Annotated in this window: 22 protein-coding genes; 20 read left to right on the forward strand and 2 right to left on the reverse strand. The window is 50.9% G+C overall.

Annotated elements, in window-relative coordinates:
* Positions 1-9 precede the first annotated feature (9 nt).
* From JNE38_RS14455 to JNE38_RS14530, 17 genes are all read left to right on the forward strand, one after another.
* Complete coding sequence (locus JNE38_RS14455) at positions 10-1,257, forward strand: dihydrolipoamide acetyltransferase family protein (protein WP_203357182.1); 1,248 nt, start codon at positions 10-12, stop codon at positions 1,255-1,257.
* Entirely contained in the window at positions 1,258-2,700 is a 1,443-nt protein-coding gene (gene lpdA, locus JNE38_RS14460; RefSeq protein ID WP_203357183.1) for a dihydrolipoyl dehydrogenase, read from the forward strand. It begins immediately after the preceding gene.
* 125 nt (positions 2,701-2,825) lie between these two features.
* Positions 2,826-4,208, forward strand: a complete 1,383-nt coding sequence (locus tag JNE38_RS14465; protein ID WP_203357184.1) for a sigma-54 interaction domain-containing protein — start codon at positions 2,826-2,828, stop codon at positions 4,206-4,208.
* A gap of 52 nt (positions 4,209-4,260) precedes the next feature.
* On the forward strand, positions 4,261-5,400 hold the full coding sequence (locus JNE38_RS14470) for an S-methyl thiohydantoin desulfurase family protein (RefSeq protein WP_203357185.1): 1,140 nt from the start codon (positions 4,261-4,263) through the stop codon (positions 5,398-5,400).
* The gene (locus tag JNE38_RS14475; RefSeq protein WP_203357186.1) at positions 5,369-6,769 is read left to right on the forward strand and encodes a hydantoinase/oxoprolinase N-terminal domain-containing protein; all 1,401 of its coding nucleotides are present in this window, start codon (positions 5,369-5,371) and stop codon (positions 6,767-6,769) included. The genes JNE38_RS14470 and JNE38_RS14475 overlap by 32 nt, the downstream gene beginning before the upstream one ends.
* 191 nt (positions 6,770-6,960) lie before the next feature.
* Positions 6,961-7,431 carry a hypothetical protein gene (locus JNE38_RS14480; RefSeq protein ID WP_203357187.1) on the forward strand — a complete coding sequence of 157 codons (471 nt, stop codon included), beginning with the start codon at positions 6,961-6,963 and terminating at the stop codon, positions 7,429-7,431.
* Positions 7,431-7,580, forward strand: a complete 150-nt coding sequence (locus tag JNE38_RS14485) for a hypothetical protein (protein WP_203357830.1) — start codon at positions 7,431-7,433, stop codon at positions 7,578-7,580. The genes JNE38_RS14480 and JNE38_RS14485 overlap by 1 nt, the downstream gene beginning before the upstream one ends.
* A gap of 402 nt (positions 7,581-7,982) precedes the next feature.
* Positions 7,983-9,305 (forward strand): purine-cytosine permease family protein, encoded by a 1,323-nt coding sequence (locus JNE38_RS14490; RefSeq protein ID WP_203357188.1) that lies wholly within the window; start codon positions 7,983-7,985, stop codon positions 9,303-9,305.
* A gap of 29 nt (positions 9,306-9,334) precedes the next feature.
* The gene (locus JNE38_RS14495; protein ID WP_203357189.1) at positions 9,335-10,432 is read left to right on the forward strand and encodes an S-methyl thiohydantoin desulfurase family protein; all 1,098 of its coding nucleotides are present in this window, start codon (positions 9,335-9,337) and stop codon (positions 10,430-10,432) included.
* Positions 10,429-11,994 (forward strand): hydantoinase/oxoprolinase N-terminal domain-containing protein, encoded by a 1,566-nt coding sequence (locus tag JNE38_RS14500; RefSeq protein ID WP_203357190.1) that lies wholly within the window; start codon positions 10,429-10,431, stop codon positions 11,992-11,994. Before JNE38_RS14495 ends, JNE38_RS14500 begins: the two co-directional genes overlap by 4 nt.
* A gap of 58 nt (positions 11,995-12,052) precedes the next feature.
* Complete coding sequence (locus JNE38_RS14505) at positions 12,053-12,775, forward strand: aspartate/glutamate racemase family protein (protein WP_203357191.1); 723 nt, start codon at positions 12,053-12,055, stop codon at positions 12,773-12,775.
* A 60-nt stretch (positions 12,776-12,835) separates the two neighbouring features.
* Positions 12,836-12,943, forward strand: coding sequence for a hypothetical protein (locus JNE38_RS31170; protein ID WP_428993728.1), 108 nt, complete (start codon positions 12,836-12,838; stop codon positions 12,941-12,943).
* Between the two features lie 33 nt (positions 12,944-12,976).
* Entirely contained in the window at positions 12,977-13,747 is a 771-nt protein-coding gene (locus tag JNE38_RS14510; RefSeq protein ID WP_238933659.1) for an HpcH/HpaI aldolase family protein, read from the forward strand.
* Between the two features lie 145 nt (positions 13,748-13,892).
* On the forward strand, positions 13,893-14,447 hold the full coding sequence (locus tag JNE38_RS14515) for a GNAT family N-acetyltransferase (RefSeq protein ID WP_203357192.1): 555 nt from the start codon (positions 13,893-13,895) through the stop codon (positions 14,445-14,447).
* Positions 14,448-14,641: 194 nt separating this feature from the next.
* Complete coding sequence (locus JNE38_RS14520) at positions 14,642-15,124, forward strand: PTS sugar transporter subunit IIA (RefSeq protein ID WP_203357193.1); 483 nt, start codon at positions 14,642-14,644, stop codon at positions 15,122-15,124.
* Positions 15,121-15,405 (forward strand): PTS sugar transporter subunit IIB, encoded by a 285-nt coding sequence (locus JNE38_RS14525; protein ID WP_203357194.1) that lies wholly within the window; start codon positions 15,121-15,123, stop codon positions 15,403-15,405. Before JNE38_RS14520 ends, JNE38_RS14525 begins: the two co-directional genes overlap by 4 nt.
* 34 nt (positions 15,406-15,439) lie before the next feature.
* Positions 15,440-16,786 carry a PTS galactitol transporter subunit IIC gene (locus tag JNE38_RS14530; protein ID WP_203357195.1) on the forward strand — a complete coding sequence of 449 codons (1,347 nt, stop codon included), beginning with the start codon at positions 15,440-15,442 and terminating at the stop codon, positions 16,784-16,786.
* A gap of 65 nt (positions 16,787-16,851) precedes the next feature.
* On the opposite strand, the gene JNE38_RS14535 is transcribed toward JNE38_RS14530, so the two are convergent.
* Positions 16,852-18,312, reverse strand: coding sequence for a flavin monoamine oxidase family protein (locus JNE38_RS14535; RefSeq protein WP_203357196.1), 1,461 nt, complete (start codon positions 18,310-18,312; stop codon positions 16,852-16,854).
* Between the two features lie 132 nt (positions 18,313-18,444).
* Positions 18,445-18,975 (reverse strand): cysteine hydrolase family protein, encoded by a 531-nt coding sequence (locus JNE38_RS14540; RefSeq protein ID WP_203357197.1) that lies wholly within the window; start codon positions 18,973-18,975, stop codon positions 18,445-18,447.
* A 230-nt stretch (positions 18,976-19,205) separates the two neighbouring features.
* Between JNE38_RS14540 and JNE38_RS14545 the strand changes: the two genes are divergently transcribed.
* Genes JNE38_RS14545 through JNE38_RS14555 form a run of 3 tightly spaced genes read left to right on the forward strand, consistent with a single transcriptional unit; the run spans position 19,206 to position 21,055 of the window.
* Complete coding sequence (locus JNE38_RS14545) at positions 19,206-19,580, forward strand: copper amine oxidase N-terminal domain-containing protein (protein ID WP_203357198.1); 375 nt, start codon at positions 19,206-19,208, stop codon at positions 19,578-19,580.
* Positions 19,581-19,604: 24 nt separating this feature from the next.
* On the forward strand, positions 19,605-20,354 hold the full coding sequence (locus tag JNE38_RS14550; protein ID WP_203357199.1) for a polysaccharide deacetylase family protein: 750 nt from the start codon (positions 19,605-19,607) through the stop codon (positions 20,352-20,354).
* A gap of 32 nt (positions 20,355-20,386) precedes the next feature.
* Complete coding sequence (locus JNE38_RS14555; RefSeq protein ID WP_238933660.1) at positions 20,387-21,055, forward strand: hypothetical protein; 669 nt, start codon at positions 20,387-20,389, stop codon at positions 21,053-21,055.
* The last annotated feature ends 230 nt before the right edge of the window (positions 21,056-21,285 follow it).

Here is a 21,285-nt window from a genome sequence, read left to right on the forward strand (position 1 = left end):
GCGAGCGCCATGGTGGAGTTTAAGCTTCCCGACGTGGGTGAAGGCATGCACGAAGGGGAAATCATCAAAATACTGGTAAAGACAGGAGAGGCAGTCGAGCAAGATCAACCCGTGATGGAAGTGCAGACAGATAAAGTAAACGCAGAGCTCTCCGCTCCAGTGAAGGGCGTCATCAAGGAAATTCGCATAGCGGAGGGCGAAACTGTCGAGGTGGGCACGACGCTGCTGGTCATCGAGCCGACAGCAGGATCGGCCAAGTCAGAAACGGCAGCGACTGTGGAAAAGGCATCTCCTCGACCTGTGAGTTCCCAGCCTTTTCGCACACTAGCGACTCCGTACGTACGCCAATTGGCTCGAGAAATGAAGATTGATATCGAAAAGGTCAGCGGGACAGGAGCAGCCGGGCGTGTAACCGAGGAAGATCTGCGCCAATACGCATCCTCAGCTTCGGCCAAACCTGTTAAAAGATCGATCGCGCCAGCATCAAACAACGAAGCGGCCCCAGCTCCAAGCGAAAAGACATCGATCGGAATGCAGCCTTCTGCAAGCACGCAGCAAATCGAGCGGATCCCGATGAAAGGCATCCGAAAAAAAATCGCGGAGCACATGACCAAGTCGGTTACCGTGATTCCACATGTGACATCCGTGGACGAGATGGAAATGGATCAGCTCCGTGCCCTGCGAGAACAAATGCTGCCTTTTGCCCAAAAGCGGAATATCAAGCTGACATTCCTTCCTTTCTTCATCAAGGCTTTGGTGATCGCATTGAAAGAATTCCCGGTGCTGAATGCTTCCATCGACGATGCCACGAACGAAATTTTGATGAAGCGCTTTTACCATATCGGAGTTGCCACGGATACGGCAGATGGCCTGATTGTACCGGTCATCAAGGACGCAGATGGCAAATCCATCTTTCAGATCGCCGAGGAGATTTCCCGGCTGGCGGAGCTCGCACGGGTTGGCAAGCTGACACGGGAGCAGATTACGGGCGGGACCTTTACCGTCAGCAATGTAGGGCCGATCGGAGGTCTGCAGGCGACGCCGATCATCAACCACCCTGAGGTCGCTATCATCGCCTTGCACAAAATGGAGAAGCGCTGGGTCGTTCGCGAGGATGAAGGAGTCATTCGCTGGATGATGAACGTCTCGCTTTCCTTTGATCACCGCCTGATTGATGGTGTGACAGCGGTAAGGTTTACAAATCGAATCAAGGAATTGCTGGAAAATCCTACTCTATTGTTTGCGGAGATGGTATAGATGGTAGTCGGAGAAGTGGCGGTAGAAACAGACGTAGTTGTGATCGGAGGAGGCCCAGGCGGATACGCAGCCGCTATTCGTCTGGGGCAATTGGGCAAGTCCGTTGTCTTGATCGAAAAGGGAGAGCTCGGCGGAGTCTGTCTGAATCGCGGCTGCATCCCGTCAAAAGCACTCATTCATGCTGCGGGTGAGTACCACAAGCTCGCGGGTCTGTCGAAGCTGGGGATCGAACTGCCAGCAGGGGATGCCTCGTTTCACATGCCGAAGTGGCAGAGCTGGAAGGAGTCAGTGGTTTCCCAGCTGAGTCAGGGTGTCGATCAATTATGCCAAGCCAATGGTGTGACGTTGGTGAAAGGCGTGGCGACGTTCTTGTCCAGTGATCGGATTGGGGTAGAGACAGGCGGAGATTTTGAGACGTACAAGTTCCGCCATGCCATCATCGCCACAGGATCTCGTCCCTATATCCCTCCTTTTTTAGAACCAGATCATGAGTATTTGCTCGACTCCACCGATGCATTGAAGCTGCAGGTGATACCCCATACGCTCGCGATTGTAGGCGGGGGCTACATCGGGATGGAACTCGGAATGGCCTTTGCCAAGCTGGGGTCCAAAGTGACGGTCATCGAAGCGGCTGACCGGATTTTGCCGCAGACGGCTTCGCATCTCACGGCGGAGGTGTTGAAGCAGGCGAGAAAGCTGGGGATGACCGTGAAATCAGGAACCCTCGTGGAGTCGGCAAACGTGAGCGGCGGCCAAGTCGAGCTCGAAATCCGATCCCCTCAGAATGGGCATGAACGACTATGCACGGACAAAGCTCTCATCACGATAGGCCGTGTTCCCCATACGGCGGATCTTGGGCTCGCGCAAGCCAATGTCAGTGTCAGCGAACGGGGGTACATCCCTGTCGATAACACGTGCCGCACCAGCCATCCGCATATTTTCGCGATCGGTGATGTGACGCCAGGTCCGGCTTTGGCGCATCGAGCCTCCAAGCAGGGGATCGTCGCAGCCGAGGTGATCGCAGGACTTCCCAGCAGTGTCGACTCCCCGTATGTTCCCTATGTCATTTTCACCGAGCCGCAAATCGCTGGAGTCGGCATGACAAAGGAAGAGGCGCAGCAGCAAGGCTACCAGGTGAAGGTGGCATCTTTTCCCTATCGGGCGAATGGTAAGGCGCTGGCTATCGATGCAAAGGAAGGCTTCGCTGAGGTGATTGTGGATGAAAAAAGCCATCTGCTGCTAGGCATGCATGTCGTGGGGGGGGACGCCTCCAATCTGATTGCGGAAGGCACGCTCGCCTTGGAAATGGCAGCACGTGTCGAGGATGTGGTACTTACGATGCATCCCCATCCGACGCTGAGCGAGGTATGGGTAGAGGCGGCTGAAGCTGCACTCGGTCACGCCATCCATATCGTCAACAAGCCAAAAGTGGCAACTTCATAGAGACCCTCATCCCTTAAGAGTCTGCCTGCATCTGCTGCGCAGCTCTTTTTCTTTTGGGCGTTTAGAGGTATCATCAGCTATAAGAATCTCGAGAAACGGAATCTGTCGTAAGAGGGAGGGAGAAAATGCAAGAGGAGGCTAGCAGGGAACGAAAATGGCTATTGCAAGAGGTGGAAGGGCTTCTGTCGTTCATCACCTACCCCATTTTGGTGGTCGATCGCTTTGGGCGAGTCATCCACGTGAATCCGGCTGCCGAGCATATTTGGCGGCGGTCACAGGTCGTTTTGCTCAATCAAACCCTGCAAGATTTAGTAGAGTCAGCCAAATTGCTAGAATGGGTGGGAAAAGGGAAACCGCTCCGTGACTTTCCTGTGGAAATGACAGACGGATCGGGAAAAAAATCCCCCTATCTTTGTCGTTTGCACCCTTTGTTCATCAACCGGAAAGCAGAAGGCGCCATTCTTCAGTTCACAGAGCAAATACTCGAAACCGAATTCGAAAAAAACAGAAAATACGTGACGCGTTATACGCTTGAAGATGTTCGTGGACATAGTCCCGGTATCATGGCGTTAAAAGAGCAAGCGAGAAAAATCGCAAAAAGTGATTCCACTGTCCTGATTCGGGGAGAGAGTGGCACCGGTAAGGAGGTACTCGCTCAGTCGATTCACCAAGCTAGCTCGAGAAGCGGAGGGCCCTTCGTCGCCATCAACTGTGCGGCAATTCCCGAGGCTCTACTGGAGAGCGAGCTGTTTGGATACGATGACGGAGCTTTTACAGGGGCGAAAAAGGGCGGGAAGCCGGGACGCTTTGAGCTTGCGTTGAACGGGACCTTATTCCTGGATGAAATCGGGGACATGCCTCCCTATCTCCAGGCGAAACTGCTGCGCGTCCTGCAAGAGAAGCGAATAGAGAGAGTCGGCGGTTCGGAGAGCATTCCAGTCGATACTCGTCTGATTGCGGCGACGCACAAAGACTTGGAAGCCATGATCGTCAGTGGACAGTTCCGAGAAGACTTATTTTATCGTTTGCACGTAATTCCGCTTTACGTTCCTCCCCTGCGCGAGCGTGGCGAGGACTTGTACGATCTGATTCAGTATTATATGAAATCATTTGGCGATCGACTGGGGAAAGAACCCAAGCGCTTTACGACACAGGCGATGAAATGCCTTCTGGAGTATCATTGGCCGGGGAATATCCGAGAGCTGGAGAACACACTGGAGTATATCGTAAATCTGGAGATTGGCGATCTCGTGACGATCAATAGCTTGCCTTCCTCCATTCGCACGAGTCAGAGCAACGGGGAGGTTCAGCGTGCTGCTGCAGCTTCTGCGCCAGCGTATCCGGAGCTCTCGATCGAACAAACGGAGGAGCAGCTGATCCTGCAAGCGGTACAGCGTTTTGGGAGGAGCACCGAAGGCAAGAGAAAAGCTGCGGAGTATCTGGGAATCAGCGTCGCGACTCTGTATCGGCGGCTGAGCAAGATCAACCGCAAGCATCCCTTGTCGTAATGAGAATCTCAGCAAGCAACGATGACCACCATACATGCAAAGGAGGCTCTCGATGGGGCGTTTACTTGATGAAAAAGATGTGGATTCGCTTGCCTGCGGTTGTACTTTTCTCGGCTCAGGCGGTGGAGGCGATCCGGCGATCATGGCGATCATGGCGAAGCAAGCCATTCGGGAAATGGGTCCCGTTCGTTTGCTCTCACCCTTTGAGCTTCGGGAGGAGGAGTGGGCTGTAACCATGTCCTTGATGGGCTCGCAAGCCATTCACTACGAGAAAATCATGTCAGGTAAGGAATTGATGACAGCACTCGGCATCCTTGAAGACGAAATACGAATCTCGGCTCAAGCAATCACGCCGCTGGAGATAGGGGGAATCAATGCCATTACACCTCTAGTGGCAGCCTCGTTATCAGGTTTGCCGCTAGTCGATTGTGATGCGATGGGTCGAGCTTTTCCGGAGTTTCAAATGACGACCTTCCATGCCTTTGGCTCACAAGCAAGTCCGTTCGTAATGTGCGCCGACAACGGACAATGCGAGCTTCTCCTGCATGACTCCAATTTTGAAATTGAGAAAGAGGCTCGGCTCACGATGACGAAAATGGGAGGTTCCGTTGCAGCTGCCTCTTTTCCCATGCGGGCGAGTCTCTTGCAAGAGGTGGCCATCCCTCATACCCTGCTGGCGTGCAAAAGGGTAGGTGAAGCAGTACTCGCAGCCGGATCGGATATTCATCGGGTTTTTGCCAACCTGTCGCAGGTGCTGCACAACTCCATTTACGGGAAGCCTCACAAATTGATCGAGGGGAAAGTCGTCGATGTGCAGCGTCACTTGCAGGAGGGATTTTTGCAAGGGGAATTGCTCGTGGAAGGCAGCGGCTATCATCATAGCGAGCACCTTGAGGTCAGGTTTTTGAGTGAATACCTGTTGGCAAAGCAGGGCGAACGGTTATTGGCTACGGTGCCGGATATCTTGTGTGTGCTCGATGCGGACAACGGACTTCCTGTCATGATTGAAGAGCTGGAGATGCACATGAAGGTGTGGGTGATTGCAATCCCCAGTCCCCTGTTGCTCCGTCATCCCAAGATGCTGGATGTCGTGGGACCTTGGAACTTCGGGGTGGCTGATGCCTTTGTGCCAGTCGAGCAGCTACTTGCAGAAGAAGGGAATGGCGGACATCATGTATCGACTCGGAATTGACGTAGACAGCGAAACAACCACAGGCCTGGTCATGGACAGCCTAGGAAAGATCGTATGCTGTGCCAGAGAACGGACAACGGCAGATTTGCTTGGAGGAATGGAGCAGGTCCTGCAAAAGATAGGCAAGCGGCAGCAGGAAGTATGCGGGAGCATCCGGCAAGTCATCATCGGTACGGATTACTTCGCAAATGCCCTGCTCGAAGGGGAGAATCTATCCAAGGTTTGTTCCATCCGCATCGGTCAGACTCCCAACTCCATTCCTCCGCTGTATGGAGGGGATGAGGCATTGCTGCTGGCGATCCGCCCTCTCGCACTGCACGTAGCAGGAGGACATGAGCTTGATGGAAGCGTGGGGAAGAAGGATCCGTCTAGACAGGAGCTGGAGGATCGATTGTTGTCCATCAGGAAGCAAGGCTTTCAAGCATTTGCCATTACAGGGGCATTCTCGCCAGTCAATCAGGAGCATGAAAACCAAGTGGCTCGATGGGTTCGGGAGCTGTGGGGAGATGAGTGTTCGATCACTACGTCCCACGAGCTTGGGAGTATCGGTTTCTTGGAGAGGGAAAACTCGGCTATTCTCAATGCTGCCTTGTCCAAGCTCATCACCCATTCGCTCAAAGGTCTCAAATGTCTGATTCGCCGACACCACATTGAAGCATCCATCTACTTTACGCAAAACGACGGATCTCTCTTATCCTATGAATCTGCCCTTCTCCATCCCATTCGCACATATGGATCACGCATTTCCAATAGTTTTCGCGGTGCAGCCCTGCTTACCGAGCTGCAGGAATGCGTCATCGTCGATGTGAGCCGATACCGAGTGAACATTGGAGCGATGGAAGGTGGATTTCCCAGGGAAAAGCGTCGGAATCCAACCATTGCAGGCGTTCACGTCAACCTCAGAATGCCCGACATTACAACTCTCTCACTAGAAGCGACTTCTTCTGTTCGTGACGACCTGCTCGATGCGGTTTATCATGCCATCCAACGATTTCAGCCGCGTTTTGAACCGCTGCCGATCGTTTTTGTAGGAGAGGGAAGTGAGCGGATCGCTTCTGCATTCAACTTTCCGTGGGCGGATGTCCACCTGCCCGGCCATTATCAGAATGCCAGTGCGCTTGGCGCCTGCATTGCACCTATCAGCGGAAGCGTAGATCGCATTTATTGGCTGGAAGAACGAAGCCGTGAAGAAACGATCGGGCTTGCCAAGAAAGAAGCTGTACAAGCAGCGGTCAAAGCAGGAGCAGCACTTGATTCTGTCGTCGTGCAAAAACTGGAAACCATCCCACTCTCCTATATGCCAACCAAAGCCTTGCGTGTCAAAGCGAAGGCGGTCGGAACCCTGAATTTTTTCGAGCAAACCCACTAAGTGAATGGAATGGGCTGGGTAAGCAAGCACAATAAAAGGGACCTGGGAATATGATTTGTATGAAAAGCAGGTACGGTACGGTTGCTAGATTTGTTTGTATGTAAGGGTGAAACTTTGGAAATTGTGGTGAACAGTCTCACCTCACACCGATCTATTTGAGCACGTACATTGTTAGGTGGGAGGAGTAAGAAATGGATTCACAACATTCATCAAATGATGCAGATAAGAAACAGGCAAACAATCCGCCATCCAATCGCGCGAAAAAGAAACAAACAAACAATCAGTCATCCAACCATGCGAAAAAGAAACAAGCAAATAATCGTTCGTCCAATGGCGCAGAAAAGAAGCAGGCAAACAACCACTCATCAAAAGAGGCCGAAAAGAAAGACCAGGCTAAGGTTCAATCAGCCTTATTGCCTTGTCTGAATGGCAGAAGTTTGGAGCTCATTGTGGCTAGTCTGCTTTTAACGGGGAAGCTGAGGGTGGATGCTGTTCAATTGTTTAGACAAGCCACGATGATTGTCAGCTTAACGGGAAAGTACCTCACACTGGACGACTTGAACAATAAAAATGTAGATAACATGCTGAAATTTCTAAACGATAATGGAAATGTGACGGTTGATGAAATCTTTCAGGCATTTAAAAAGAAAATGGAGAGTTGATGATCCGATCAGAAAAGGGTGAGAGCGCCATGATTCAGTTTGACGGAGAAAGCTTTTCGGAATCCATCTTGTTCATCATTCTGATTGCATTGGTATTATTTGGATCAAGAGATATTATGGGTCTGTCCGCGCAGCCAACAAAATCCTAAGAAATGGAGCGATTACTTAGTGCGCCTAGCACATTGCTACCTAGGCTCATAACCTGCTCGCGCATAAGTAAAACCGTCAGAGTGAAAACTGACGGTTTTTTTTATTCTCATTTCATTATCAAGTTGAGAAACGGTGCGATTGTTGAGGAAAATAGATAAAAATAGAGAAATGTTGAGAAATATTTAGATAAATGAATGTAACTTGAAACATCCATCATACATAACCATTCCTAAATTTCAAAATTTTGGTTGATTTAGTGGGTCATTATGCGAATATTCCGTGCTTTTGCGTTGGTACGGCATTTGCAACTTAGAATATTCAAACACTTTGGAGGTGAACTTTCCATCTTTCTCTAGTCTGAGTGCTTACAAGCAAATAGAAGGCAAAGGAGGGGCGATATCATGGCTAGTCATTCAAACATGGCTGACGATTACTCGCTGAGCAGAGTGCCCAAAGAGGCACGTGTCCCCATGTGGGAAATTCTCGTCATTCGGATCGGTGCGTTTACTTCTCTCAGTCAGTTCATATTGGGTGCATTTCTCGGGTACGGGATGTCTTTTTGGGATGCTGCGCTTGCCAGTTTTCTGGGAGCGATCATTTTGGAAGTCGTCATTCTGCTCATTGGGATTGCAGGCGCACGTGAGGGACTGTCCACCAGCATGCTGAGCAGATGGACGGGTTTTGGAAAATACGGATCAAGCATCATCGGATTCGTCATCGCGATTTCTACGATTGGCTGGTTCGGCGTCCAGAATTCCGTATTTGCCAACGGTATTAATGATGCCTTTGGAGGAGCATTGGGGTTCCCACTGGCCGCCACCCTGACAGGGCTATTTGTCACCGTGATTGTGATTTTCGGTTTCAAGTGGCTGGGAGTAACGGCCAAGATTGCCGTTCCCGGTTTTTTGCTCACGATCGCTTATGGAATCTACCAGGTGTTTGATAGCCATTCGCTCCCCGAACTGATGTCGTCGTCGGCGCCAGGTCCCGCACTTTCGCTGGGTGCCGCGGCAACCATGGTGGCAGGAAGCTTCATGGTGGGAGCTGTACTGACGCCGGATATGACGCGCTATTGCCGAAGCAGCAAGGACGTGCTGTGGTCTACGCTCATCTCCGTGGTGATCGGTGAAATTATCATCAATCTGATTGCGGTCCTCATGGCGCACGCTGTGAAAACGAGTGATGTCGTAACCATCGCCTTGCAGACTTCCGGTTGGCTGGGAGCAGCGACAGTTATCTTCGCGACGGTGAAAATCAACGATATCAACTTGTATTCCGCATCTTTGGGCTTTACCAATATCATACACGCACTGTTTGGTAAAAATGTGAATCGCGGTCTCATTACTCTCATTGTCGGAATGGCGGGAACCATTTTGTCTGTCCTGGGAATCTTGGATCAATTTGTGAATTTCCTCATTTTCCTCGGGGTGTGGATCCCGCCGATCGCCGGAATAATGGTAGTCGATTATTTCATTTTAAAACGTAGCAGACAAGTGCTGGATGAGAGTCGGATGAATGGTGAACTGCCTGCTGTCTGTGAAACCTGGAATCCGGTTGCACTCGTCGCATGGGCTCTGGGCTTTGGAATCGGCTACCTGATTCAATGGGGAATTCCCTCGATCAATTCACTGGCTGTCGCCGGAGTTGTGTACTTCGTTGGAATGAAGGTTTTCGGGGCAGCTTTGGATCAGAAATGGAATGTGAAGATGGACAAAGCAGGTTAAATCTTGAGTGAAAAAGGAGAGAGGTTGTTGTGAGACGGATAGGAAAACAGGAAATAGAAGACATCGCAATCGGCGCGGCAGTTTTGGGAACCGGAGGAGGGGGAGATCCGTACATCGGCAAATTGATGGCTCTCCAGGCAGTGGAAGAATACGGACCCATCACCTTGCTGTCTGTAGATGAGGTGCCAGATGAGGCACTCGTCGTTGCCTCCGGAGGCATGGGCGCTCCGACTGTTCTCATCGAGAAAATTCCCAGCGGGCATGAAGTGGCGCAGACCTTTCAGGCGTTGGAGAAATACATGGGCAAGAAAGTTTTTGCCACTTACCCGATTGAGGCGGGAGGAATCAACTCGATGCTTCCTTTGGCGCTTGCGGCACAGCTGAGATTGCCGGTGGTGGATGTAGACGGCATGGGGCGCGCTTTTCCAGAGCTGCAGATGACGACATTTTACCTCGATGGCATTTCTGCGACTCCGATGGTCCTCGCCGACGAGAAAGGGAACGTCACGATCATGGATACCATCGATAATTCCTGGACAGAGCGCATCGCCCGCAGCGTCACCGTGCAAAAAGGCGGATCTGCCACATGCGCCATCTACCCGATGTTCGGCAAAAACCTGAAGGAGAGCGGCATCCACAGCATCCTGCAGCTGGAGGAAAAGATCGGTCGGGCCATTCGCTTGGCGAAGGAAACGAACGTCGACCCTGTTCAGGAAGTGCTGAAATTGACCGACGGCTTTGAATTGTTCCGCGGCAAAGTGGTGGATGTTGACCGCAAGACAGAAGGCGGATGGGCGAGGGGAACGGCAAAGATCGAAGGATTGCTGCAGTACAAGGGTGAGAACCTCGAGCTTCGTTTCCAAAACGAGCATCTGCTTGCACGTACAAAAGATCGCCTGCTCTGCGTGACCCCTGATCTGATCGCTGTGCTGGATTCGGAAACGGGACTTCCGATTACCACAGAAGGCTTGCGCTATGGTGCGCGTGCGGTGGTCATCGGGATGCCGTGCCATCCAAAATGGCGAACGGAAAAAGGGATCGAGACAGTCGGTCCACGTTACTTCCGTTATGACGCGGATTACATCCCCGTTGAACAGCTGGTGGAGAAAGGAAGTGTTGTGAAATGAATTACAGAATCGGGATTGACGTAGGCGGCACGCATACAGACGCGGTACTCCTGGACAGCGAATATCGGGTGCTGTCCAAGACCAAATCTTCTACCACGCAAGATGTGAGCACCGGTATCTATGAGGCCATGCGTGAAGTGATCGCACAAGCAGGGGTTCCCCGTGAACAGATCACCTACGCGATGCTGGGAACGACCCATTGCACCAATGCGATCGTGGAGAGGAAGCGTTTGAATGAAATTGCGGTCATCCGCATAGGGGCTCCAGCTACGTTCGCCATCAAGCCATTGGTGGGTGTACCGGATGACCTGCGTGAACATCTGGGGAAACGCGTGTATATCGTTCGAGGTGGACACGAGTTCGATGGGAGAGAAATCGTAAAGCTGGATGAGGAAGAGCTCTATCGCATTGCGCGTGAGATCAAAGGGAAGGTGGACTCTGTCGCGGTCGCCTCCGTATTCTCCCCAGTATCCAAGGAGCACGAGATGAGAGCAGGAGAAATCCTGCGCGAAGTACTCGGGGAAGAAACCCCCATTTCCCTCTCGTATGAGATTGGAAGTGTCGGCTTGCTGGAACGGGAAAACGCTACGATTTTGAATGCTTCCATCGTGACTGTGGCAAAAACGACAGCTTACGGCTTTATGGACGCACTCAAAGCGGAAGGCGTCCATGCGCGTGTCTTTTTTGGACAGAACGATGGCACGTTGATGAGCATCGAATACGCCATCAAGTATCCGATTCTCACCATCGGCTGCGGCCCTACGAACAGTATCCGCGGAGCCTCTTATTTGTCCGGACTGGCGAATGCCCTCGTCGTGGATGTAGGTGGGACGACCACAGATATCGGCGTACTCGTCAACTCCTTCCCGCGCGAATCTTCGCTGGCAGTTGAAATAGGGGGAGCCCGCACGAATTTCCGGATGCCTGACCTGATCTCGATCGGTTTGGGTGGCGGTACGATTGTTCGAATTCAAGAGAATGGACAGTTTACCGTCGGACCGGACAGCGTCGGCTACCAGCTGCCGCAAAAAGGACTCGCATTTGGCGGGGATACATTGACTGCGACCGATGTCGTGATTGCGCTTGAAAAGGTGAAGCTGGGCGATCCTCAAAAAGTAGCCCATCTGGATAAAGAACTCCTCGAGAATGTGTACAGCCGCATCGTAGAGATGGCTGAAGAGGCGATTGACAAGATGAAAACCAGCGCGGAACCTGTTCCCGTCATTCTGGTTGGCGGAGGCAGCATCTTGCTGCCGGACGTATTAAAAGGGGCATCCCAAATCATCCGTCCCGAAAACTTTGGTGTGGCGAATGCCATCGGTGCGGCTATTGCGCAAATCAGCGGGCAGATCGATCGAGTCTTTTCCCTGGATGAAACCGGCCGGGAAAAAACGCTGGAAACAGCCAAACGTATGGCGATCGATGAAGCCATCGCAGCGGGTGCGGAGCCGGAAACGATCGAGATCGTCGAGTTCGAGGATATTCCATTGTCCTATCTGGGTAATGCCACAAGGATTCGAGTAAAGGCAGCTGGAACGCTCGCAGCACCGGTAGAGGTGTGACGACCATCCACGTGAATGAAGGCCAATCCACGATTTCATAGAAAGAGGGATTCAGTTGATGAAAATCAGAGTCTTATTGCCAACCATCATGGATATTTTCAATGAAGAGGTCAAACAGGAATTTGCGCACTATTTGGATGAAACGACAGAAGTTCAGGTTTGCAACTTGGATTATGGACCAGCCTCTGTAGAAGGGGAGTACGACGAAGCGTTGGCCATCCCGAACATGCTGGAAAAAGCGATCGAAGCGCAAAACGAAGGATGCGACGGCATCATCAGCCTGTGTTTTGCAGACCCCGGTGTGAAAGCGGCTCGTGAAGCACTGGACATCCCTGTCATCGGTGCAGGGGAATCCTCGATGCTATTTGCCAGCATGCTGGCGAAATCCTATTCCGTCGTCACTGTGCTGCCGAATGTCATCTCCATGATTGAAAATGTAACGAAATCGGTGGGTGTTCACGGCAAGCTGGCCTCCATCCGCTATGTGGATATCCCTGTTTTGGACCTCGTAGATAAAGAAAAAATGGAACAATCCTTATTCGAAGAAATGGTGAAGGCGATCGAGCTCGATAAAGCCCACGCACTGATTTTGGGCTGCACCGGAATGATGGGTGTCGCAGAAAATCTCCAGACCAAGCTGAAAGAACACGGCTATGACGTACCCGTCATCGATCCATCATTTGCCTCTGCGAAAGTGCTGGAAAGTGTGATTTCCATGAAGGTCAAACAAAGCAAGCTGACTTACATGAAGCCTACGGAAAAGCTCCGTACATCGAGATAAAGCGCACACCAACCTGGAAGGATCGAAATTTACTCCTTCCAGGTTGTTTTATTTTATGCCCTGCGAAGGATGAAGGGTACATACGGGCCTGTCGATCTGTACCTTGAAAAAGAGCTTGGATTCACGCAGGAAAAAAGGGGGAATTTACGGAATCTTCTACTGGAATAGCCGTTCAAGCAAAGCGCAAAGGACTGGTGGTAGATGATGAGAAATACCGTGAAGCAAAAAATACTAAATGGGGAAAAAGTGGTAGGCGCCTTTCTCGGCTTCTATAGTCCCGAGATCGTAGAAATGCTGGGATACTCCGGGTTTGAGTTTATCGTCATCGATGATGAGCACGGGGCATTTAGCCCGAGAGATCTGGAGAACATGATTCGAGCAGCAGAATCGGTCAATCTCGTTCCCATCGTTCGAGTCTCCTATGACCCGTCCTGCATTCAAAAAGCACTGGACCGCGGAGCAAAAGGAATACAAGTGCCGATGGTCAACACGAAGGAAGAGGCTGAGCTTGTCGTCAAGCGGGTGAAGTTTCCGCCTATCGGACAGAGAGGCGCTGCATTCATCACGCGACCCGCACGCTACGGACGGGACCATGGGAAACCTTTCCTTGATGCGGAAGATGAAAATGTACTGATCATCGTCCAGATCGAAACGCCGCAAGCCGTAGATAACTTCGAGGTGATTATCAGCGTGCCTGGAATTGACATGGCGTTTATCGGGCCTACGGACTTGTCCATTTTTATGGGCTACAAAGAAGAGGGTGCCAAGCATCCGGAAGTCCAGAAAGTGATCTCGGAGCTGCGCGAGCGGGCTCGCCAAAGGAACATACCCCTTGGTACCATTGCCGGAAGTCATGCGGGAGTAAGGCAGGAGCTGCAAGATGGAACAGCGTTTGTCGCGGTCATCGTCACCTCTGTCATGATGAATGCTTTCACGGATGTTGTGGAAGTGGGACGCAAACAGAATCAGTAGGAACATGACGGGAAGACTCCGACTGCACATTGGCGGCTTTGCGTGTCCAGCACCAGCAGCAGCTGCAAAAGGTTGTTCCTCCTCACAGGAAGGAAAGCCTAGGAGGAGATAGCCTGATTGCTGTGCGAGAAAGGGTGGAGGGCGAATGGAAGTCGTGACCACTGAGCAATGGTCCGAGAGCTTATGGAGCGAGGCGGAGCCCATTTACTACGCTGCATTTCCTGAGCATGGAAGAAAAAAGCGCGAAATCATTCGGAACATGTTCAGCAAACAGCTGTGCGTGCTGCATCTGGTTAAAATCGAGGACCAGCCAGTGGCTATGGCTCTGACAGGAAATACGGAGCATAGTCCCGCCTTGATCATCGATTACTTCGCGGTTCGTGAAGATCAGAGGGGAAAGGGCGTAGGTACGCTTTTTTTGGAATCCATCCAACGCTGGGCGAAAGCACAAGGCACGTACAAACTGCTCTTGATTGAGGTGGAAGCGCAGGACAACCAGACCAACCAAAAGCGAGCGCAGTTTTGGGCAAACGTGGGATTTATAGAGACCGCTTATGTACACCAGTATATCTGGGTGCCTGAGCCGTATCGAGCGATGTATTTGCCCCTTGGGAACGGTCCGTTTTCAACGGAGGGAGAGCATTTGTTTTCGTACATCACGCGATTTCATAAAGAGAGCTTTACAAAAACGCAAACGTGACTGGGAACATGTGCAAATGATTCTCGCAAAATCATCCACAATCTCTGCTGGATAAAATGTGTGAGGTCATTAGAAAATGTGTGAAAAAGACGTGGACGCCTGCTGCAGCAAGGCGTCCCGCATTTTTATTGGATTGGCATCACTATTGCTTTATTTTTAAGCGGAGTGGGGAGGAAAGGAGGTGCAAACCGATAGTGAGTTTGTCAGAATATATAGGCAAGGATCACATCCGCATATTTGAAGAATCGTTGGATCAAAGAGAGCTGCTGCGGCAATTGGGGGACGCACTCATTCGGACGGGGGCCGCGCGCGAGGAGTATATCGATGCCGTGTGTAAACGGGAGCAGGACTATCCTACAGGACTGCAAACCGGCGAAGTGAACGTCGCCATCCCTCATGCCGACCCGGAGCACCACGTTCTGAAACCGGCCATTGCGATCGGTGTGGCTCGGAGGGGCGTGCCATTTCGAAACATGGCTGACCCGGCCACCGAGATATCCGTGCAAGTCGTGTTTTTGATCGCACCGGAAAAAGGAGGTACCCAGCTTGCCATCCTGGAACAGATCATGCAGTTGATTCAAGATCAGGCGAATATGCGAAAAATGATGAATGCACAAGGAACGGATGAGGTATGGAGCGTGCTGGCTCAACTTGTGCAAGTGGAGGAGAAATCATGAACAAGAAAAAAGTCCTTGTCATTTGTGGTACAGGTGTGGCTACTTCTACCGTCGTGATGCAAAAATTGAAAGCGTTTTTACGGGACAAAGGAATCGATGCCTCACTCGATCAATCCAAGGTCATCGATTTATTGAATAAGGCTGAGCAATATGATCTGATTATTTCCACAACGGCAGTGCCGCCGTCTTTGGCAGGGAAAGTCATCAATGCGGTGCCTTTGCTGACTGGGATCGGAAAAGAGCAAGTCTATGACGAGATCGAAGCCAAATTAAAGGTGTGACAGTCATTCACTGCCTTATCAAAGGAGGTTCACTATGGACGTCATCAAATACCTCGTCGACCTTGGCCCTTCGGTAGTTTTGCCGGTACTCATCTTCTTATTTGGGATCATCCTGAAAACAAAGCCAGGGGAAGCCTTCCGGGCAGGTCTGACCGTTGGGATTGGATTTATCGGGATCAACCTTGTGATTGGCTTATTGATGGGGAGCCTTGGACCTGCGGCGCAGGACATGGTGAAAAATTTGGGCATCCAGCTGACCATCATTGACGTCGGCTGGCCCGCTACATCGGCAATCGCTTTCGGCTCCGCGGTGGGGGCGCTGGCGATTCCCATCGGCCTGGCTGTCAATCTGGGCATGCTCGTATTGGGATTGACCCGGACATTGAATATCGATTTGTGGAATTTGTGGCACATTGCGTTTACGGGCTCCTTGGTTGCCGTCATGTCCAACAACATCACGCTCGGGATTCTGACATCGATTGCACACGCGATCATTCTTCTCGTGCTCGCAGATTTGACGGCCAAGCACGTGTCTGCCTACTACGGATACCCGAATATTTCGTTTCCGCACGGTACATCTACCCCGTACTACTTGATCGCACTCCCCCTGGAAAAGCTGTTTGATCGCATCCCTGGTTTCCGCAATCTGAAAGCTGACCCTGAGACCATTCAAAAACGCCTCGGACTTTTAGGGGAATCTACCGTTCTGGGACTCATTTTAGGTATTATCATCGCTCTGTTGGCAGGATGGGATTTGCAAAAAATATTGGATCTAGGTGTGAAAACGGCTGCTGTCATGCTCATTTTGCCGCGAATGGTCAGCATCCTGATGGAAGGTCTCATCCCGATTTCGGAAGCTGCGAGCGAATTTGTTCGTAAGCGCTTTCCTGGAAGGGAAGTCAATATTGGGATGGACTCCGCACTGGCAGTAGGGCATCCGGCTACCATCGCTGCCTCGCTCTTGATGATCCCCATCGTATTGGGCTTGGCCGTTTTGATGCCAGGAAACAAAGTCCTTCCTTTTGGCGATCTGGCTACTATTCCTTTCATTGTCTGCCTGATGGTGCCCATTTTCAAAGGCAATGTCATCCGCACCGTGATTGGCGCGACGATCTCTCTCGCATTCGGATTGCTTCTGGCGACGTACATTTCTCCGCTGTTTACCCAAGCTGCTAAAAATGCGGGCTTTCAGTTCCCGGAAGGTGCCAATGCGATCTCATCGCTTGTGGATGGTGCCGTTCCCACTACGGCCATCTTCCTGTTCGGAGCAAAGCTGGGGTATATAGGGATCATCGGCATTGCCGTCATCGCGCTGGCGGTCGCCTATCTGGTACAGCGCAAGCAGAAGAGCTCTTCCCAATCAGCGAGCAACACATTTTAGGAAATACACCCCGAGGTAAGCCATTTTGGCTGGTTCGGGGTTTTTCCTTTTTAAGGCGAGTCGTTTCAGAGAGTGAGTCTATTCAATTCGAATGCAGTCCGCAAAGCAGATTGAATGGCACCTTGTATCCACCCGTGGTAATCGGAGGCATGCTCGCCAGCAAAGTGGATGAGTCCCTCGGGTGTCGAAATGTGAGGTCCAAGCTCTGTTTCCTGCAACGGTTTAAACAGCGTGAAGGCACCTGCTGAAAAAGGGTACAAGTCCCAGTTGTGGGTAACTCCAGTGACGAAGGATTGAAACACCTGTTCACCATGAAGCACAGCCATGTTTTCTAGTGCCTTCATGACTTGCTCTTCCATGGACATGCTGAGCCAAGGCTGGGCGTCATCCTCCCACGTATAGCTAGCCAATACAACGCCGTACTGCTCACCAAAACCATGACTGGGATAGTACGTGAGTCGAATCGGGAGGTCTGTGACGCTCTGGCCGCCATATGTGCCATTTGCTTCCCAGAACCTTGGGGAAAATTGGATACCGATTTTGGTGGAGGCGACATAGTGAAGCTGACGAATGGCATTCCATTTTTCATAGGAGAACAGATCGTTGGGTTCTACTTTGACAAATTGCAGCACGGTGAACGGGACCGTAATGATCGCAAAATCACCGGATACTTGAAACGGTTCAGAGGTTACCGTATGTTTACCGGAAATCGTGACTTCCCTGCCCTGCTGGGTGAGGTGAGTCATTTTGCAATTCAGATGAATATTCTCTCGAAGCTGCGTGAGAAAAGCTTGGGGCAACCGATCAAACCCACCTGAGATTTCATAAAAACGGGTCGTGGGAGTGAAGAGAATGAAGTCTCGTAAAATCTCAATAAAGGAAAGCTCGGGAAATCCTTCAAACCCGGACAGAACCTTGATCATATTGACGGCAGCAGCAGATAGGGATGGACCGACAGGATTAAATCGCAAAAAGGTATCCATGGAATACTTATCAAAATGCTTGATCACGATGGGCCAGTGCTTCTGCGGATCCTGATGGATAAAGTCAACGATCGGCTTGACTGCCATGGCTGCAAGCTCATCCGCCGTTTTTCCACGCTCGCTTGGAGAGACAGGAAAGCGGAGCGCATCCGGGTTTTTCTGATAGTTCCATCGGCGCGTCCTGATTCCATTTACATAGAGCAAGTCATGGGGCGTGATGTTTATGAATTCCTGAAGAGGCAGACGGAATTTGGAGAGGTATTCCATTGTCAGCAGATGCGTGCTAGGAATACGCATGGCTCCCGCTTCCATGTATTGACCTCCATAAAAGGGGGAGCGGAGGGTGTAGACCCGTCCGCCTATCCGATCGGAACCTTCGATGATGACCACTTCATGGCCCGCTTCTTTTAGCAGCGAGGCGGATACGAGCCCAGCCATACCTGCACCGACAATCACGATGCGCTTGGGGGATGTCGTCTTGGGGAGGCCGTTTCTGATCAGGGAAAGCAAAAAGGATTCGGATAATGGAGGCGTGGATGACATCGTTTTCTCCTTGAAATTCAGTATATTTCCACGTTATTCCAATACCCGCCCAGTGGTGAAACATCCTGACTGGGAGAAAAAGAAAAAGAGCCAGCCGATCTCACATGAGAAGAAGGCATAGCTCTCGCCGCTCTATACAAATAGACTTTCAGCGTTTTTTACGGATATCTGTTTTTGTTCCGTACCAAAACCATTCAGGACGGCATTATGATGAGCGATGATTTGCTCCGCTTTTAATACCGAATTGTCGAAGGTGGAATGGCCATCTCCTACGAGTGTGACACCATAGCCGAATGAAATGGCGCGTCTGCTGGTGGTATCGATGCAGTATTCCGTTTGCAGTCCACAGATGACAAGGTGATTGATTTCTTTCGACTCGAGTACTTCTCGCAAGGGAGTATCCAGAAAAGAGTCGCAAGCAAATTTTTGTATGACGGTTTCCTCTTCTGCTGGAGAAAAGGCGGGATGAATTTGCCAGGTAGGGGTGCCGATCGCAAACTCTCCTTCCTTTTCACAATGCTGGATGTAGATGACGGGGATCTGTAAATCACGGGCGCGTTCGATTACCTTTTGGATCCGTTCCGCCAATTCTTGGCCTTGAAATGCATGCTCGATCAGGAATGTTTGCGCATCAACAACGAGTAGTGCAGGACGCTGACTCATGAGAAAATCACCCTTCCCCAGTATGTATGTACTCAAACAGTATAATCGGATTGGAAGAATCAGACAAATCGAATTCCTGCCCATATTCTGCAAAAAACTTGCAACAAATCGTCCCTATGTTCACGTTTATATAAGAGTATGGAACCTTTTGCGAAAAATGGTAGAAGCCTTTTACGGCCAATGCTATGGCTACACTACATCTATGTTGGCTTGTTAGGAGGAAGAAAAAGATGCGAAAGATAGTTTCAGGACTGCTTGTTGGAGCGATTGTTTCGACTGCCGCGGCAGTATCGGCCGCACCACCCATCACGCTTGTCATGAACGGTCAGGCGGGAAAACCAAATGAGGCAGCGCAAATCGTGAATGGTAGGGCTTTCGTTCCTGTTCGTGCAGTGGCGGAGGAATTGGGAGCAGTAGTGAAGTGGGACCCAGCAGAGCGATCGGTTTACGTGTCATCAGGAGAACAGGAAAAGGCTGTTTCGTTAAAAAGGGACAAAGAGGATTCTTCCATTTCCGCAATTAGACTCTTCATCGACGGGAAAGAGGTAAAATCCGGGGTGCCGCCGCAAATCATAAATGGGAGAGCATGGGTATCTGCGCGGTAATTGGCTGAAGGATTAGGGAGCGGGGTGCAATGGAATGCTTCCCGAAATTCCGTGTGGATCACAAACAAGATCGTTAACCCTTCGGCAAAGGAATTCAACGGTCAGGCCATGATTACCTTCTCCTATGATGACGGACTGGATACCTTCTATGATTTTGCCTTGCCTCTGCACGAAAAATACGGGATCCCTGCAACTGACAACGTCATCGCTGGCAAGATCAAAGACGGTGCGCGGACCATGTATCTCGATGCTGGGCAAATAAAAGATATGTATGATCGCGGTGTCGAAATCGGTTCTCACAGCTATTCTCACGAGCAGGGGTTAACGACTCTTTCGGATGAGGATTTGGACTTTGAATTGAGAGAGAGTAAAGCGGTGCTGGAACAGATTGTCCCGAAGGTTCAAACGATCGGCATCCCGTTTTCCATGTATGACGAACGTGTAAAAACGGCAGCGAAAAAATACTATCAAGCAGCGAGGAATTTTGAACACCTGCAGAATGATATCCCAGCTGCCGACAAACTTTGGCTGCATACAGCCATTGCCGTAACCAATGAGATGACTTTCGATCAGATCAAACTGCGAATTGATGAAGCTGTAAAAAACAAGCAATGGTGCATCATCATGCTGCACGGTATCGACCCGGATAACCGTGATCTTTATGAAATAAAGCCAGCGCTGCTGGAGCAGGTACTAGCCTATGTGGCGAGTTTGGGGAGAGACAAAATTTTGCCGGTTAACACGATGGATGGAGTGTCACTTGCCGCGAAGTAGAGAAAATGACCACGCATTGGGGGACTGAGACGATGAAAGTGATACGTGCCGTTTCACTGACAGTCGGATTGACTTTTGGAGTTTTGGGTATGGTTCATGCAGACGCTAATGCAATTGAACCCCAGTTCACCAGCTCGAAATTGCCTGGGGGAGGGATCGAGGTTCCTCACAACCAGAGATTTCATTTCTCCACGGATCAACAATGGATCTACTCACAAGGGCATCTGTCTGATCTTATTCGCTTGCAATGGACGGCCGATCGGGCAAAACCTGCCATCTCCTGGATGGATGAAACCGGTCAGGACAAGACGGCAATCGTTTCCCATGCCAAGGCAAATGATCCGAACCAGCAGGATCATAACCACTTATCTATTGAAACGACCATGTCTCCAAATGGGAAATATGCGAATCAGCTTTTCACCAGATTCGAGGTTCCATTCGATCAGGACGTAGCGGAAATACGGACTCACTCAGCGAATTTGAATGTGATGGACGGGCTCATGAGAATTGCCGGTTCGGAGGGAATGAACCGCGATGTGCAGCTTGCGAAAACCTCAGGCGGAAATGTAACGACCCCGCGGTGGACGGTAAGAGCCGATAGTACGCCAGAATCTGGAGCGAACGCCGGTTCGAACTTCCACATCATCCGCTATTCTGATTCAGGGAAGCGATGGACACCCCGTTTTCCATTAACCGCATGAATGGCAATGTCGGCATTGGCAATACGAATGCCACAGCGAAGCTCGACGTGAATGGTGATCGGATTCGAATCAGGAATTCTGCCACCCCTGCATCTTCATCGGCTCCGGGCAATGTAGGAGAGATTGCGTGGGACAGCAGGTATCTGTATATTTGCGTTGCACCGAACAAATGGAAACGGACAGAACTGACATCTTGGTAAATGCCAAAAGCTGTTAATGAAACGTTCAAG

Origin of the sequence: Brevibacillus choshinensis (assembly GCF_016811915.1) — a bacterium.
GTDB lineage: Bacteria > Bacillota > Bacilli > Brevibacillales > Brevibacillaceae > Brevibacillus > Brevibacillus choshinensis_A.

Coding starts and splice junctions, on each gene's coding strand:
- JNE38_RS14500 (WP_203357190.1), top strand. CDS start 10,429: ATGAATTACAGAATCGGGATTGACGTAGGCGGCACGCATACAGACGCG.
- JNE38_RS14505 (WP_203357191.1), top strand. CDS start 12,053: ATGAAAATCAGAGTCTTATTGCCAACCATCATGGATATTTTCAATGAA.
- JNE38_RS14455 (WP_203357182.1), top strand. CDS start 10: ATGGTGGAGTTTAAGCTTCCCGACGTGGGTGAAGGCATGCACGAAGGG.
- JNE38_RS14535 (WP_203357196.1), bottom strand. CDS start 18,312: ATGTCATCCACGCCTCCATTATCCGAATCCTTTTTGCTTTCCCTGATC.
- JNE38_RS14480 (WP_203357187.1), top strand. CDS start 6,961: ATGGATTCACAACATTCATCAAATGATGCAGATAAGAAACAGGCAAAC.
- JNE38_RS14465 (WP_203357184.1), top strand. CDS start 2,826: ATGCAAGAGGAGGCTAGCAGGGAACGAAAATGGCTATTGCAAGAGGTG.
- JNE38_RS14545 (WP_203357198.1), top strand. CDS start 19,206: ATGCGAAAGATAGTTTCAGGACTGCTTGTTGGAGCGATTGTTTCGACT.
- JNE38_RS14475 (WP_203357186.1), top strand. CDS start 5,369: ATGGCGGACATCATGTATCGACTCGGAATTGACGTAGACAGCGAAACA.
- JNE38_RS14490 (WP_203357188.1), top strand. CDS start 7,983: ATGGCTAGTCATTCAAACATGGCTGACGATTACTCGCTGAGCAGAGTG.
- JNE38_RS14525 (WP_203357194.1), top strand. CDS start 15,121: ATGAACAAGAAAAAAGTCCTTGTCATTTGTGGTACAGGTGTGGCTACT.
- JNE38_RS14540 (WP_203357197.1), bottom strand. CDS start 18,975: ATGAGTCAGCGTCCTGCACTACTCGTTGTTGATGCGCAAACATTCCTG.
- JNE38_RS14515 (WP_203357192.1), top strand. CDS start 13,893: ATGGAAGTCGTGACCACTGAGCAATGGTCCGAGAGCTTATGGAGCGAG.
- JNE38_RS14510 (WP_238933659.1), top strand. CDS start 12,977: ATGATGAGAAATACCGTGAAGCAAAAAATACTAAATGGGGAAAAAGTG.
- lpdA (WP_203357183.1), top strand. CDS start 1,258: ATGGTAGTCGGAGAAGTGGCGGTAGAAACAGACGTAGTTGTGATCGGA.
- JNE38_RS14485 (WP_203357830.1), top strand. CDS start 7,431: ATGATCCGATCAGAAAAGGGTGAGAGCGCCATGATTCAGTTTGACGGA.
- JNE38_RS14530 (WP_203357195.1), top strand. CDS start 15,440: ATGGACGTCATCAAATACCTCGTCGACCTTGGCCCTTCGGTAGTTTTG.
- JNE38_RS14555 (WP_238933660.1), top strand. CDS start 20,387: ATGAAAGTGATACGTGCCGTTTCACTGACAGTCGGATTGACTTTTGGA.
- JNE38_RS14470 (WP_203357185.1), top strand. CDS start 4,261: ATGGGGCGTTTACTTGATGAAAAAGATGTGGATTCGCTTGCCTGCGGT.